This is a genomic window from Leisingera sp. ANG-S5 (genome assembly GCF_000813925.1).
Taxonomy (GTDB): domain Bacteria; phylum Pseudomonadota; class Alphaproteobacteria; order Rhodobacterales; family Rhodobacteraceae; genus Leisingera.
This window is the reverse complement of record NZ_JWLH01000004.1, coordinates 81,064-95,765: the sequence shown is the minus strand read 5'-3', so window position 1 is coordinate 95,765 and position 14,702 is coordinate 81,064. Positions and strand designations below refer to the sequence as shown.

The window sequence follows — 14,702 nt, the reverse complement described above, 5'->3', positions numbered from 1 at the left end:
GCAGGCGCGGCGGGCAGCAGTGCTGCCCGCCGCGCCTGCGCCCGGATCGGATCGCTGCGCGATCCGATCCGGCGGTCATCCCGATGCAGATGGATGTTTCAGAACGGCACGTCGTCGGTGGCGGTCACAAACTTGGCCACCACTTTCTTGGGGCCTGCCTTCTCGAAGTCCACTTCAAGCTTGTCGCCCTCGATGCCGGTGATGGCGCCATAGCCGAACTTCTGGTGGAACACCCGCTCCCCCATCGTGAAGCTGGAGGTGGCGGTGAGGTCGATCACCGTGTTCCTGCTCTCCTTGGGCTGAGACATGCCGTACTGCCCTGCACGGGCCTGCATCCGTTTCCAGCCGGGGGAGTTGTAGCCGTCGGCCTGTGCCACGCGCTCGTCGATGGTGGAGCGGACTTGTGCGGCACCTGGAGCCGCCGCGCCGTAGCCGCCGCCGTAGAGGCCCGGCGGAGTCAGCACCTCGACGTGCTCCTCCGGCAGTTCGTCAATGAAGCGGGAGGGCAGCTGCGACTGCCACTGGCCGAACACCCGGCGGTTGCCGGCAAAGGAGATGGTGCAGATCTGCTCTGCCCGCGTGATGCCGACATAGGCCAGGCGGCGTTCTTCCTCCAAGCCTTTCAGGCCGCTTTCGTCCATCGAGCGCTGCGAGGGGAACAGCCCATCCTCCCAGCCCGGCAGGAAAACAGCGGGAAACTCCAGGCCCTTGGCGGCGTGCAGGGTCATGATCGAGACCTTCTCATCCGCGTCCTGCTTGTCATTGTCCATCACCAGGCTGACGTGCTCGAGGAAGCCTTGGAGGTTCTCGAAGCTTTCCAGCGCCTTGACCAGCTCCTTGAGGTTCTCCAGCCGGCCGGGCGAATCCGGGTTTTTGTCGTTTTGCCACATGGTTGTGTAGCCGGACTCGTCGAGGATGATCTCCGCCAGCTCCATATGGGTGATGTCCGCGTCGCCGGCCATGCGGCCCCAGCGGGCAATGCCCTCGACCAGTTCGCGCAGCTTGCCTGCGCCCTTGCCCTTGATATGGCCGCCTTCAACTGCCAGCCGGGCGCCCTCCACCAGCGAGACGTTGTTCTCGCGGGCAATCATCTGGATGGTCTGCTGCGCCTTGTCGCCAAGGCCGCGCTTGGGGGTGTTGACGATGCGTTCAAAAGCCAAGCCGTCATCGGGGGAGACCACGACGCGGAAATAGGCCATGGCATCGCGGATCTCCATCCGCTCATAAAAGCGCGGGCCGCCGATCACGCGGTACGGCAGGCCGATGGTGAGGAAGCGGTCCTCAAACGCGCGCATCTGGTGGGAGGCGCGGACCAGGATGGCCATGCTGTTGAGGCCGATGGGCGCCTGCCCGCGGGTGCCGCGCTGCATCGATTCAATCTCTTCGCCGATCCAGCGGGCCTCTTCCTCGCCATCCCAATGGCCGATCAGGCGGACCTTCTCGCCATCGCCCGCGTCGGTCCACAGCTCCTTGCCCAGGCGGCCGGCATTGCCGCGGATGACGCCCGCGGCGGCGGCGAGGATATGGCCGGTGGAGCGGTAGTTCTGCTCCAGCCGCACCACCATGGCGCCGGGAAAATCCTTCTCGAACCGCAGGATGTTGCCGACCTCGGCGCCGCGCCAGCCGTAGATCGACTGGTCATCGTCGCCAACGCAGCAGACGTTCTTGTGCGCGCCGGCCAGCAGCCGCAGCCAGAGGTACTGGGCGACGTTGGTATCCTGGTATTCGTCCACCATGATGTAGCGGAACCAGCGCTGGTACTGCTCCAGCACGTCCGGATGTTTCTGAAAGATCGTCACCATGTGCAGGAGCAGGTCGCCGAAATCGACCGCGTTCAGCTCGCGCAGGCGGGTCTGATACAAAGCGTAGAACTCGGTGCCGCGGTTGTTGTAGGCGCTGGCGTCGCCTGCGGGGACCTTCTCCGGCGTCAGGGCGCGGTTTTTCCAATCGTCGATGATGTTTGCCAGCATCCGCGCAGGCCAGCGTTTGTCGTCTATGCCTGCGGCCTGGATCAGCTGTTTCAGCAGCCGGATCTGGTCATCGGTGTCGAGAATGGTGAAGTTCGATTTCAGCCCCGCCAGCTCAGCATGGCGGCGCAGCAGCTTGACGCAGATCGAGTGGAAGGTGCCGAGCCAGGGCATGCCTTCGACCGCCTGGCCGAGCATGCCTGCCACCCGCTCCTTCATCTCGCGGGCGGCCTTGTTGGTAAAGGTCACCGACAGGATCTCGTTCGGGCGCGCGCGGCCGGTGCTGAGGAGATGCACGATGCGGGTGGTCAGCGCCTTGGTCTTGCCGGTTCCGGCGCCGGCCAGCATCAGCACCGGTCCGTCGAGGCATTCCACCGCCTCCCGCTGGGCGGGATTCAGCGTGTCCAAATAGGGCATCACCCGCGCGCCCATGGCGCGGGACGACAGCGATGCGCCCTCAAAGGCGTCCATTTCGTCAAAACTGCTCATGGCCGTGATCCTAGCGTGATTCAGGTCCGGCGGAAAGAGGACGTTCACAGTCTGTTCACTTGTCCGCCCGTAGTATCCGCGCCCGGCGTCAAGGCCTGCTTTTGCTTGCATTTTGCCTATTCGGCACAAGCGCAGGCCGGTGTCTTCATGTTCTGTAAAGGCTAACGCGCAATTCTAGCGCAAACGCCCAATGCCAGAGGACCACCATGACACAGGGGACGGCCCGGAAGCTGATATCCAAGCTCAAAACATTTTCGATGCTGCCGCTGCTGCTGGCGGCGGCCGGCCTGAGCGCCTGGGCGGTCTATTCTGTGCCGGCACCCATTGTGGACCGGATGCTGGAAGCGGACCTGCGAAAGCAGGCCGACACCTGGCGGCGGGCGGTTCTGCTGCATCTTGATAACAGCAAGGATGCCTTTGTGCTGGGTGATCTGGATGAGCACGACCAGGAATACCTGGGCCTGGTGCCGGAAACCTCGGATGTGTACCGGCTGAAACTGTTTGAGGCGGATGGCACTATCTTCTGGTCGACGCGGCCCGAGGAAATCGGTGAGCGCAACACCAAGCCGTATTTTCAGTCCGTCGTCTCGCAAGGGCTGGTTTATTACAAGCATGAGGAAAAGCCCGCGACAGAGGTGGACGGGCTGCGCACCGCGGCCAATGCGGACGGGTCGATCCCGGAGCGCGAGGTGGCAGAGGTTTATTCCCCGGTGCTGCACGACGGCATTTTCATTGGCGCCATTGAGTTCTATTCGGACATCACCGATATCCGGAACACCTTCATCACCCGCGTCCGGATCTCGCTGGCGCTGATTTCGCTGGTGACAGTGGCGGCGATGACCATCGTGTCGGTTGTCGTCTTCAAGGCCAACCGCCGCAGCCTGCGCCAGGTTGAGGAACGCTCTGCCCGCGATCAGGAGGCAATGGCGAACCAGCTGCAACTGGCGCGGGAGGTGAAGCTGCTGGGAGAACTGAACGAGTGGCTGCAATCCTGCCGCTCACTGGGTGAGCTGTTTGACATGGTGTCGGAGTTCATGGGCCATCTGCTGCCGGATGCAGAAGGCAGCATCTATGTGTTCTCTAATTCGCGTGATGTGCTGGATGGATGCTCCAGCTGGAACGGCGGCAGCCACAAGGACCATATCCAGCCAGGCGAGTGCTGGGGCCTGCGCCGCGGGCGGACCTATGAGTTCGGCGCCTCGGAAGTCGAGTTCACCTGTGCCCATGCAGAACCGCACGACGGGCGCCCCTATTTCTGCTTTCCGATTCTGGCGCATGGCGAGACGGTGGGCCTGATGCATCTGCGGGCGCGTCCCAGCCGGGCCGGGGATTTTGCCGGCTGCAAGCAATTGGCGCAGATGTGCGCCGAGCAGATCAGCATGGCGATTGCCAACGTGAAGATGCGCGATCAGCTGCACGACCAGTCGGTGCGCGATTCGCTGACCGGGCTGTTCAACCGCCGCCACATGACCGAATCCCTGCGCAAGTTCGTGGGGGCCAGCCAGAACAGCGGCAAGCCGCTGAGCGTGGTGTCGATCGACGTCGATCACTTCAAGAAGTTCAACGATAACCACGGCCATGATGCCGGCGACATGGTGCTGCGCGCTGTTGGCGCCGCGATGGAGCAGGCCTGCGATGGCGATGAGGTGGCCTGCCGCCCCGGCGGTGAGGAATTTGCGCTGCTGCTGCCGGGCGTGAGCCCGGACGATGCGGTCACCAAGGCGGAGCTGCTGCGCCAGTCCATTGAGGACGTGGTGGTGCGCTATGGTGAAAAGGCGCTGCCGCGGATCTCGATCTCACTGGGGGTGGCCCATTACCCGGCCCATGGCACCATGCCGCAGGATCTGCTGCGCGCCTCGGATGAGGCGCTGTATGAGGCGAAAGCCAAGGGCCGCAACCAGGTCTGCGTCGCCGAAGGCGCCAGCCCCCTGCCCCGCAACCCGGCAGCGCTGCCAGTTGCAGACAGCGCAGAGGATGCTGAGGACCGGCAGAAAGGCGCGGCGTAAGCCTCGGCTGGCCGCCGGCGCCAATTGCAGGCGCCGGCGCTTTGCCTTGCACAATCGTTCACGGCGCGTACCAATGCGCAGATGGATCTGCATCAGACATATCCGGGCCTGGATGACCTGAAACGCCGCGCCCGGCAGCGGCTGCCCAAGTTTGTCTGGGAGTATCTGGACAGCGGCACAGGCATTGAATCCGCCAAGGCGCAGAACCGCGCCGGGCTGGACCGGATCGGCATGCTGCCCTCGGTGCTGCACGGGCCGCTGGAGACCGACCTGTCCGTTGATCTGCTGGGCACGAAGCACGCTTTCCCCTTCGGGGTCGCTCCTGTCGGCATGTCCGGGCTGATCTGGCCGGATGCGGAGGGCATCCTGGCCCGCAGCGCCAGAACGGCTGGCATTCCTTATTGCCTGTCCACCGTCGCGAGCCAATCGCCTGAGGATCTGGCGCCGCATCTGGGGGAAAATGCCTGGTTCCAGCTGTACCCGCCAAAGGATGAGGGCATCCGCGCTGACATGCTGGCGCGGGCGCAGAACGCCGGGTTCCGCACGCTGGTTCTGACCGTGGATGTGCCGGTGGCCTCGCGCCGGGAGCGGCAGACACGCTCAGGATTGACGCAGCCGCCGCGGCTGACACCGCGGCTGCTGGCACAGATTGCCACGCGGCCCGCCTGGGCGCTGGGGATGGCGCGGGCTGGCATGCCGCATATGCGGACGCTGGACAAATACATCAGCGGCGATCAGGACAACCTGCCGCCAACGGCGCATATCGGATACCTGCTGCGGACTTCTCCGGACTGGGCCTATGTCGACTGGTTGCGGCGCAACTGGGACGGACCGTTCATCATCAAGGGTGTGCAGCGGGCCGCGGATGCGCAGCGGCTGCAGGAGGCCGGCGCGGATGCGATCTGGCTGTCGAACCACGGCGGCCGCCAGTTCGACGGCTGCCCGCCCGCCATCAGCCTTCTGCCGGAGATCCGCGACGCTGTCAGCGTGCCGGTGATCTTTGACAGCGGCATCGGGGGCGGGCTGGACATCCTGCGGGCGCTGGCACTGGGGGCGGACTTCATCATGCTGGGCCGCGCCTTCCACTATGCGCTGGCTGCCTTGGGCGATGCCGGGCCGGACCATTTGATCAGCATCCTGGCCAAGGACCTGGAGGCCAACATGGGCCAGCTGGGCCTGTCCAGCCTGGTCGGGGCACGCGGATTGCAAACCCGTCAACTGGGCTGATTGCGCACCCCGCCGGCGCTTTTTGCGTGAATTTGCACGAATTGCGCCAAAATGACGCATCCGCAGCGTCACTTTGCGCTGCGCCGCAACAAAAAAAGTTACAAAACCATGCTGCATGCGCAGAATTTCTGCAGAATCTGCAAATGTTAGCGCCAAGCAATGCGGTTAGTTGCAAAGTCAGGCCTCCCCGAAAACGAGGCCAGAAAGGAAAGGACAAGCCGCTTGAGAGCGCAATCATGCCGGAAATACCCAGAACTACTGTTGTGCGGTTCGATAATATCCGCCTAACACTGCACCAACTTGCACGGACCCCGAGGGTGACATGACCGACTTCAAAAAAATCCTGATTGCCAACCGTGGCGAGATCGCGATCCGCGTGATGCGCGCCGCCAACGAAATGGGCAAACGCACCGTCGCCGTCTATGCCGAGGAGGACAAGCTCGGCCTGCACCGGTTCAAGGCGGATGAAGCCTACCGGATCGGCGAAGGCATGGGGCCGGTTGCGGCCTATCTGTCGATCGACGAGATCATCCGCGTCGCCAAGGAAAGCGGCGCCGATGCGATCCACCCCGGATACGGCCTGCTGTCGGAAAACCCGGATTTCGTGGATGCCTGCGCCCGCAACGGCATCACCTTCATCGGCCCCAAGGCCGAAACCATGCGCGCGCTGGGTGACAAGGCCTCGGCCCGCAAGGTGGCGATTGCGGCCGGCGTGCCGGTCATCCCGGCGACCGAGGTGCTGGGCGACGATATGGACGCGATCCGCAAGGAAGCGGCAGAGATCGGCTACCCCCTGATGCTGAAAGCCTCCTGGGGCGGCGGCGGCCGCGGCATGCGTCCGATCCACGCCGAAAAGGAACTGGAAGAAAAGGTGCTGGAAGGCCGCCGCGAGGCGGAAGCCGCCTTTGGCAACGGCGAGGGCTATCTGGAAAAGATGATCACCCGCGCCCGTCACGTCGAGGTTCAGATCCTTGGCGACAAGCACGGTGAGATCTACCACCTGTATGAGCGCGACTGCTCGGTTCAGCGCCGCAACCAGAAAGTGGTTGAGCGTGCCCCTGCCCCGTATCTGAGCGAAGAGCAGCGTGCGGAACTGTGCGACTTGGGCCGCAAGATCTGCCAGCATGTGAACTATGAATGCGCAGGCACCGTCGAATTCCTGATGGATATGAACGACGGCAAGTTCTACTTCATCGAGGTGAACCCGCGGGTACAGGTGGAGCATACCGTGACCGAAGAGGTCACCGGCATCGACATCGTGCAGGCGCAGATCCTGATTGCGGAAGGCAAGACCATTGCCGAAGCCACCGGCAAAGCCAGCCAGGGCGACATCCGCCTGAATGGCCATGCGCTGCAAACCCGGGTGACCACCGAGGATCCGCTGAACAACTTTATCCCGGACTACGGCCGCATCACCGCCTACCGCTCCGCCACCGGCATGGGCATCCGCCTGGACGGCGGCACCGCATATGCGGGCGGCGTGATCACCCGCTATTATGACTCGCTGCTGACCAAAGTGACCGCCTGGGCGCCGACGCCCGAGAAGGCGATTGCCCGCATGGACCGCGCGCTGCGCGAATTCCGGGTCCGCGGTGTCAGCACCAACATCGCCTTTGTCGAGAACCTGCTGAAGCACCCGACCTTCCTGTCGAATAAATACACCACCAAGTTCATCGACGAGACCCCGGACCTGTTCCAGTTCAAGAAGCGCCGCGACCGCGGCACCAAGGTGCTGACCTATATCGCGGACATCACCGTGAACGGCCACCCGGAGACAGAAGGCCGCGCAGCCCCCGCTGCCAACCTGAAAGAGCCGCGCGCGCCGAAGGCCGACGTGGGCAACCTGCCCTATGGCACCCGTAACCTGCTGGAGCAGAAGGGCGCGCAGGCAGTGGCCGACTGGATGAAGGCGCAGCGCCAGCTCTTGCTGACCGACACCACGATGCGCGACGGCCACCAGTCCCTGCTGGCGACCCGGATGCGCTCGCTCGACATGATCAAGGTGGCGCCGGCCTATGCGCAGCATCTCAATCAGCTGTTCTCGGTTGAATGCTGGGGCGGTGCGACCTTTGACGTGGCCTACCGCTTTTTGCAGGAGTGCCCCTGGCAGCGCCTGCGCGACCTGCGCGAGCGGATGCCGAACCTGATGACCCAGATGCTGCTGCGCGCCTCCAACGGCGTCGGCTACACCAACTATCCGGACAATGTGGTGCAGGAGTTCGTGCGTCAGGCGGCAGCCACCGGTGTCGACGTGTTCCGTGTCTTTGACTCGCTGAACTGGGTCGAGAACATGCGCGTTGCGATGGATGCAGTGGTCGAGAGCGGCAAGGTCTGCGAAGGCACCATCTGCTATACCGGCGATATTCTGGACCCGAACCGCGCCAAGTACGACCTCAAGTACTATGTCGGCATGGCGAAAGAGCTGGAAGCCGCCGGCGCCCATATTCTGGGCTTGAAGGACATGGCGGGCCTGCTGAAACCTGCCGCTGCCCGCCAGCTGGTCAAGGCACTGAAGGAAGAGGTCGGGCTGCCGGTCCACTTCCACACCCATGACACCTCCGGCGTGGCCGGCGCAACCATCCTGGCGGCGGCAGATGCCGGCGTCGATGCGGTGGACGCGGCAATGGACGCCTTTAGTGGCGGCACATCGCAGCCCTGCCTGGGTTCGATTGTCGAGGCGCTGCGCAACACCGACCGCGACACCGGCATCGACATCGCCAAGGTGCGCGAGATCTCCGGCTACTGGGAACAGGTGCGGGCGCAGTATGCGGCGTTTGAAAGCGGCCTCGCAGCCCCGGCTTCGGAAGTGTACCTGCACGAGATGCCGGGCGGCCAGTTCACCAACCTGAAGGCGCAGGCGCGCTCCTTGGGTCTGGAAGAGAAATGGGCCGACGTGGCGCAGACCTATGCCGACGTGAACCAGATGTTCGGCGACATCGTGAAGGTGACGCCGTCGTCCAAGGTGGTTGGCGACATGGCGCTGATGATGGTCTCCCAGGGTCTGACCCGCGATGAGGTTGAAGATCCGAAGACCGATGTCGCCTTCCCTGACTCGGTCGTCGACATGATGCGCGGCAACCTGGGCCAGCCTCCGGGCGGCTTCCCGGACGGCATCGTCGCCAAGGTGCTGAAGGGCGAAGCGCCCAACACCGAGCGCCCCGGCGCGCATCTGGAGCCGGTTGACCTGGAGGCGGTCCGTGCGGATCTCTCCAAGCAGCTGGAAGGCTTCACCGTCGATGACGAGGACCTGAACGGCTACCTGATGTATCCCAAGGTGTTCCTGGACTACATGGGCCGCCACCGCCAGTACGGCCCGGTGCGCACCCTGCCGACCAAGACCTTCTTCTATGGCATGGAGCCGGGTGAGGAGATCACCGCCGAGATTGATCCGGGCAAGACCCTGGAAATCCGCCTGCAGGCGATTTCCGAAACCGACGAGAAGGGCGAAGTAAAGGTCTTCTTCGAGCTGAACGGCCAGCCGCGGGTGATCCGGGTGCCGAACCGTCTGGTGAAGGCCTCAACCCAGGCCAACCCCAAGGCGGAAGCGGGCAACCCGAACCACGTCGGCGCACCGATGCCCGGTGTTGTGGCATCTGTCGCGGTTCAGGTGGGCCAGCAAGTGCATGAAGGTGATATGCTGCTGACCATCGAAGCGATGAAGATGGAGACCGGCATCCACGCCGAGCGCGACGCGGTGGTGAAGGCGGTGCATGTTCAGGCCGGCGGCCAGATTGACGCCAAGGACCTGCTGGTCGAGCTGGAATAAGCTGCAAGGCTGAACTCAACAGAGGGCGTCCCGCCGGATGGCGGGGCGCCCTTTTCTTTTTTTCAGGAGGCGGAATTCGGCGCGTTTTCAGGAGGCGGAATTCGGCGCGAATTCCGGCCAATTTACCGGCGCGGAAAACCGGCGTCGCCGGCAGCCGAAAATCCTCGCAGGATTTTGGCCGTTTCCCGCGCCGGGAAACGGATTGCTTCGCTGTCAGGCCTTTAAGGCGGCTGGAGCCGGCAGGGTCATGGTTTCAACCTGCACTGGCTTAACCGCCTCGAACTGCCCCGCCCAGCTGTCCGCCTGAGGTGTGCTGAAGTGATGATCACTGTGCACAAATAGCCCCAGGGCAATCGCGGCCGCCAAGCTGGCGATCCGCAGGTAATCCTTGCACGGCATGGGCTCAATCTCCCTGAAAATCTTCTTCTTCGCCAATCAAACGCACGTCCTTTGGCTTTCCGTCGCTGCCGATGCAGATTTTTTTCTTCCATTGCCGATTTTCCTCTTGCAGCTTAGCCCCCGAGACCCTATTTCACCGCTCACCGGATGGCAGCGCGGGCGTAGCTCAGGGGTAGAGCATTACCTTGCCAAGGTAAGGGTCGTGAGTTCGAATCTCATCGCCCGCTCCATCGGGAAACGGACAGGCCGCCCTTAGGGCGGCCTTTCGCTTTTCAGCATTTCCGCATAGTCTGGCCGGGTGCAGAAAACCTTGTGCGGAATCGCTTTACCGCATAGGAACAGAGCAAGAACAGAAACGGGCGGGCAGAGCAGAATGCTGACATCGGTAGAACTATGCGCAGGTGCGGGCGGCCAGGCCCTCGGTCTCGAGGCGGCGGGCTTTGACCACACGGCGCTGGTTGAGATCGACAAGCACTGCTGCGCCACCCTGCGCCACAACCGCCCCGCGTGGAACGTGCTGGAAGAGGACGTGCGCAAGTTCAAGGACGTCGCGGGCGACTACAAAGGCATCGACCTGTTGGCCGGCGGCCTGCCCTGCCCGCCGTTTTCGGTCGCGGGCAAGCAGCTGGGCGAGAAGGACGAGCGCAACCTGTTCGATGATGCGATTGAGATCGTCGATGCTACCCGCCCTCGCGCGGTGATGATTGAAAACGTGCGCGGCTTTCTGGATGCGGTGTTTCATGACTACCGCGAAAAGCTGAAGAAACAGCTCTCGAAACTGGGCTATGAAACCGACTGGCGCTTGCTCAATGCCTCCGATTTCGGCGTGCCGCAGCTGCGGCCACGGGTGGCAATTGTTGCCCTGCGCAAGGAATTTGCCAGCCAGTTCAACTGGCCTGAGCCGCTGCCGCACAATCCGCCGACCGTGGGCGCAACCCTAGTGGACCTGATGAAGGAGCGCGGCTGGCGCGGGGCGGACGACTGGGCCGCCAAAGCAGATGAGATCGCGCCAACCATCGTCGGCGGCTCCAAGAAACACGGGGGGCCCGATCTGGGTCCGACCCGTGCGCGGCGCGCCTGGGCGGCGCTGGGGGTTGAAGGACGCACCATTGCGAATGAGGCGCCGGATCCCTTCCACAACGACATGCCGCGTCTGACGGTGCGGATGGTCGCGCGTATCCAGGGGTTTCCGGACTCATGGCATTTCACCGGCGCCAAGACCAATGCCTACCGCCAGGTGGGCAACGCCTTCCCGCCGCCGGTGGCAGAGGCGGTGGCGCGGGAGTTGAAGGCGGCGATTGCCAAGCCGAAGCTGCATGCCGTGCGGGCGTAATCCGTTTCCTGCCCCCGCTGTCTTGCGGATCGTTGGACAGCAGCAGCCATGAAACAGAACATTCCCGACAGCCTTGTTGATTTCGACCACCAGGATTTCAACGTTCTGCTCCACCTTGAGATGGAGATCACCCAGCGCGCCGGCGGGTTGCTGGCACTTGAGCATGACGTGGCCTTCATGCTGCGCGACTGCATCGACGATGTGATCATGACGCCCAAGACCGGGCGGCGGTCCTACGAAGAGCTGGAGAAGACCGAGAAGACATACATCGGCACCCGGGTGGAGATTGAACTGCGGGCGCTGCTCGGCCTGCGGAAGGGACGGCTGGATACCGTGATCCTGGGCCATGACGTGGACATCAAGCACACCATGGGCAGCAACTGGATGATCCCAACCGAAGCGGTGGGCAGCGCCTGCCTGCTGGTGGCCGCGGACGAGGCGCGGGCGCGCTGTTATCTGGGGCTGATCGTGGCGCGGCCCGAGTATCTGACCGCAGGCCAGAACAAGGATGCTAAGCGCACCATTTCTGCCGAAGGGTTCAAGCACATCCAATGGCTGCTGAAGGACCACCCCTACCCCGCCAACTTCTGGCGCACTGCAGATGCGGATGCAGTCGAGGAGATATTTGGCTGCGACACAGGCAACGCCCGCATGGCCACACTGTTCCGGCTGATGCAGCGCCGCCCGATTCCCCGCGCTGCGGTGGAGGCGGTGGCGCAGCAGAAGGATTTCATGCGCCGCATCCGCGCCGACGGCGGCCATGGCACCCGCGACATTCTGGGGCGGGAGCAGATTGTGGTGCTGGAGGGGCGCAAGGATGCCCAGCTGATCAAGGCGCTGGATCTGCCGCCCTGTGCGGCCAGCGAATTCATTTCCTGCCGGATTGAAACGGAGTACCATGCCCGCATGGCCGGACAATCAGGGCATCCCATCGCGTGGCCGACAAGCTGACACCGGAACGGCGCAGCGCCAATATGGCAAAGATCCGCGCCAAGAACACCAAGCCGGAAATGCTGGTGCGGCGGATGGTGCATGGGATGGGCATCCGATACCGCCTGCACCGCAAAGACCTGCCGGGCAAGCCGGATCTGGTGTTCGGGCCGCGCCGCAAGGTGATCTTTGTGCATGGCTGCTTCTGGCATCTGCATGACTGCCGCGACGGGCGCATCCCGGCAACGCGCCGCGACTATTGGGAACCCAAGCTGCTGCGCAATGCGGAACGTGACGCGGAGCATCTGGCCGCCCTGCAGGCGGCGGGCTGGCAGGTGCTGACAATCTGGGAATGCGAGACCAAGGATCTTGCTGCACTGGAAATCCGCCTCGCGGAGTTCCTTAGAAACGAAGAATAACGATTATCCACAGATACTTGCGCGGTTCTGAAAATTTCCTCTTGCGGCCCGATTGGGAAAACCCTAAACACCGCCTCACCGAATGGCAGCGCGGGCGTAGCTCAGGGGTAGAGCATTACCTTGCCAAGGTAAGGGTCGTGAGTTCGAATCTCATCGCCCGCTCCATTCGAAAGCGGAACAGGCCGTCCTCCGGGGCGGCCTTTCGCTTTTCTGCGCCGCGGCATCGGCGGTATTTTCTTCACCATCCTTTCATTTTCCGCTTGCGGGTTGCGCGCGGATTTCCTATTCACCGCGTCACCGGATGGCAGCGCGGGCGTAGCTCAGGGGTAGAGCATTACCTTGCCAAGGTAAGGGTCGTGAGTTCGAATCTCATCGCCCGCTCCATCGGGAAACGAAAAGGCCGCCTTCCAGGGCGGCCTTTCGCTTTTTCTAGCGCCCTTGTGAAATTTGATCAAATTCCTTTGACGCGGGCTGAAAAACAGGCCAATGCTACTGCCAAACAATGCTCACGGGCAGATCATCGCAGGAGTTTGGCCATGGCCCCAGTCATCTACCCCACCACCAATTTCACCGCGACCGAACAGCTGTGCCTGGACCGCGGCGAAGGCATCCATGTCTATGACACCGACGGCAACAAATATATCGAAGGGCTGGCAGGCCTGTGGTGCACCTCGCTGGGCTACAGCAATACTGAGGTGATGGACGCGATCACCGAGCAGCTGCACAAGCTGCCGTTCACCCACACATTCGGCGGCAAGACCCACAAGCCGATCATGGAGCTGGCCGAGAAGCTGAAGGCGATGGTGCCGGTGGAGGATGCCTATATCTTCTTTGGCAACTCGGGTTCGGACGCCAATGACACCCACTACAAGATGCTGCGCTATTACTTCAACGCCATCGGCAAGCCGGAGAAGCGCAAGATCATCACCCGCGAGCGCGGCTATCACGGTGTGACTGTCGCCGCCGGCTCGCTGACCTCCCTGCCCGCGAATCTGGCGCATTTCGACGCGCCGCTGGAAGCGCTGCACATTCTGCGTTCTGACGCGCCGCATTATTACACCGGTCGCCAGGGCAATGAGACCGAGGAGCAGTTTGTCGACCGGATCATCCATAACCTGGAAGAGCAGATCCTGGCCGAGGACCCCGACACCATCGCAGCGATGATTGTCGAGCCGATCACCGGCGCGTCCGGCGTGATCGTGCCGCCGGAAGGCTATTACGAGAAGCTGCAGGCGCTGTTGCGCAAGCATGGCATTCTAGTCTGGGCCGATGAGGTGATCTGCGGCTTTGGCCGGACCGGCGCCGATTTCGGCTGCACCACCATGGGCATCAAGCCGGACTTGATGACATTCGCCAAGCAGCTGAGCTCTGCCTATTTCCCGATCTCCGCCTCGGTCATTCCCGGTTACATGTACGAGGCGATGATCGACCAGACCAATGAGGTCGGCGTCTTCGGCCACGGCTACACCTACTCGGGCCACCCGGCGGCCTGCGCTGCGGCGCTGAAGACGCTTGAAATCTATGAGCGTGACAACCTGTTCGAGCACGCCGCCGAAGTGGGTGCCTATATGCAGGCGCAGTTGCGCGAGGTTTTCACTGATCATCCGCTGGTCGGCGAAGTTCGCGGCAAGGGCTTGATTGCGGCGCTGGAGCTGGTGTCGAACAAGACCACCGGCGCCAGCTTTGACAAAGGGGCCGCAGGCGCCGCCGCGCAGAAGGCCTGCCAGGAAAACGGGCTGATCCTGCGGGCGGTGGCTGGCAACGCGCTGGCGCTGTGCCCGCCGATCATTATTACCAAGGAAGAGGTCAATGACATGCTGGCGCGGATGAAAACCGCGGTCGACAGCGCCTATGAGGAGCTGAAGGCGCAGGGGCTGATTGCAGGCTGAAGCCAGCGACCTGACAAATTTCCGTGAGACGCCCCGGCCTGTCCGGGGCGTTTTCCGTTAAGTGTCTGCTGCGCAAGAGGTTAATCACCCCTCGTCAAGCGGGTCGATTTTTCTGCTCAAATCCGCTACACTTCACACAGTTTGTTTCAGACCGAGATTTTAATTATGACACGCCGCACCGGCATTGCCGGTCCATCTGCCAGAGATACCACTGCAAGGGTCCGTTTTGTGACCGCTTAAGCGCTCTGCGCCGAATCTCAGCCTGCTGACAGCAGAC

General features: G+C 62.9%; 9 protein-coding genes and 3 tRNA genes. 10 read left to right on the top strand and 2 right to left on the bottom strand.

Annotated features, from left to right (window positions below; translation table 11 throughout):
- Window positions 1–98: 98 nt before the first annotated feature.
- A complete protein-coding gene (locus tag RA25_RS08225) occupies window positions 99–2,456 on the bottom strand; it encodes an ATP-dependent helicase (RefSeq protein WP_039171436.1) in 2,358 nt (785 codons plus the stop codon).
- 206 nt (window positions 2,457–2,662) lie between these two features.
- Here RA25_RS08225 and RA25_RS08220 point away from each other — a divergent pair, with 206 nt between their 5' ends.
- The 3 genes from RA25_RS08220 (at window position 2,663) to RA25_RS08210 (ending at window position 9,455) form a co-directional block, all read left to right on the top strand.
- Entirely contained in the window at window positions 2,663–4,462 is a 1,800-nt protein-coding gene (locus tag RA25_RS08220; RefSeq protein ID WP_039171434.1) for a sensor domain-containing diguanylate cyclase, read from the top strand.
- An 81-nt stretch (window positions 4,463–4,543) separates the two neighbouring features.
- Entirely contained in the window at window positions 4,544–5,689 is a 1,146-nt protein-coding gene (locus RA25_RS08215) for an alpha-hydroxy acid oxidase (protein ID WP_039171431.1), read from the top strand.
- A 322-nt stretch (window positions 5,690–6,011) separates the two neighbouring features.
- Complete coding sequence (locus tag RA25_RS08210) at window positions 6,012–9,455, top strand: pyruvate carboxylase (protein ID WP_039171430.1); 3,444 nt, start codon at window positions 6,012–6,014, stop codon at window positions 9,453–9,455.
- Window positions 9,456–9,668: 213 nt separating this feature from the next.
- On the opposite strand, the gene RA25_RS08205 is transcribed toward RA25_RS08210, so the two are convergent.
- Window positions 9,669–9,890, bottom strand: a complete 222-nt coding sequence (locus RA25_RS08205) for a hypothetical protein (protein ID WP_019298321.1) — start codon at window positions 9,888–9,890, stop codon at window positions 9,669–9,671.
- A gap of 119 nt (window positions 9,891–10,009) precedes the next feature.
- Between RA25_RS08205 and RA25_RS08200 the strand changes: the two genes are divergently transcribed.
- The 7 genes from RA25_RS08200 (at window position 10,010) to RA25_RS08170 (ending at window position 14,425) form a co-directional block, all read left to right on the top strand.
- A tRNA-Gly gene (locus tag RA25_RS08200) sits at window positions 10,010–10,084 on the top strand.
- Between the two features lie 143 nt (window positions 10,085–10,227).
- On the top strand, window positions 10,228–11,187 hold the full coding sequence (locus tag RA25_RS08195; protein ID WP_019297439.1) for a DNA cytosine methyltransferase: 960 nt from the start codon (window positions 10,228–10,230) through the stop codon (window positions 11,185–11,187).
- Window positions 11,188–11,235: 48 nt separating this feature from the next.
- Window positions 11,236–12,138, top strand: a complete 903-nt coding sequence (locus RA25_RS08190) for a NaeI family type II restriction endonuclease (protein WP_039152517.1) — start codon at window positions 11,236–11,238, stop codon at window positions 12,136–12,138.
- Window positions 12,123–12,536 (top strand): very short patch repair endonuclease, encoded by a 414-nt coding sequence (locus RA25_RS08185; protein ID WP_039171426.1) that lies wholly within the window; start codon window positions 12,123–12,125, stop codon window positions 12,534–12,536. Before RA25_RS08190 ends, RA25_RS08185 begins: the two co-directional genes overlap by 16 nt.
- 90 nt (window positions 12,537–12,626) lie before the next feature.
- Window positions 12,627–12,701: transfer RNA gene (locus tag RA25_RS08180), tRNA-Gly, on the top strand.
- Between the two features lie 144 nt (window positions 12,702–12,845).
- Window positions 12,846–12,920: transfer RNA gene (locus RA25_RS08175), tRNA-Gly, on the top strand.
- 152 nt (window positions 12,921–13,072) lie between these two features.
- Window positions 13,073–14,425: an aminotransferase gene (locus RA25_RS08170; RefSeq protein WP_039171424.1), complete on the top strand. Its 1,353-nt coding sequence runs from the start codon at window positions 13,073–13,075 to the stop codon at window positions 14,423–14,425.
- Window positions 14,426–14,702 lie beyond the last annotated feature (277 nt).

Excerpts from the sequence above, each read along its gene's own strand:
- RA25_RS08225 (WP_039171436.1), bottom strand. The coding sequence starts at position 2,456 with ATGAGCAGTTTTGACGAAATGGACGCCTTTGAGGGCGCATCGCTGTCG.
- RA25_RS08220 (WP_039171434.1), top strand. The coding sequence starts at position 2,663 with ATGACACAGGGGACGGCCCGGAAGCTGATATCCAAGCTCAAAACATTT.
- RA25_RS08215 (WP_039171431.1), top strand. The coding sequence starts at position 4,544 with ATGGATCTGCATCAGACATATCCGGGCCTGGATGACCTGAAACGCCGC.
- RA25_RS08210 (WP_039171430.1), top strand. The coding sequence starts at position 6,012 with ATGACCGACTTCAAAAAAATCCTGATTGCCAACCGTGGCGAGATCGCG.
- RA25_RS08195 (WP_019297439.1), top strand. The coding sequence starts at position 10,228 with ATGCTGACATCGGTAGAACTATGCGCAGGTGCGGGCGGCCAGGCCCTC.
- RA25_RS08190 (WP_039152517.1), top strand. The coding sequence starts at position 11,236 with ATGAAACAGAACATTCCCGACAGCCTTGTTGATTTCGACCACCAGGAT.
- RA25_RS08170 (WP_039171424.1), top strand. The coding sequence starts at position 13,073 with ATGGCCCCAGTCATCTACCCCACCACCAATTTCACCGCGACCGAACAG.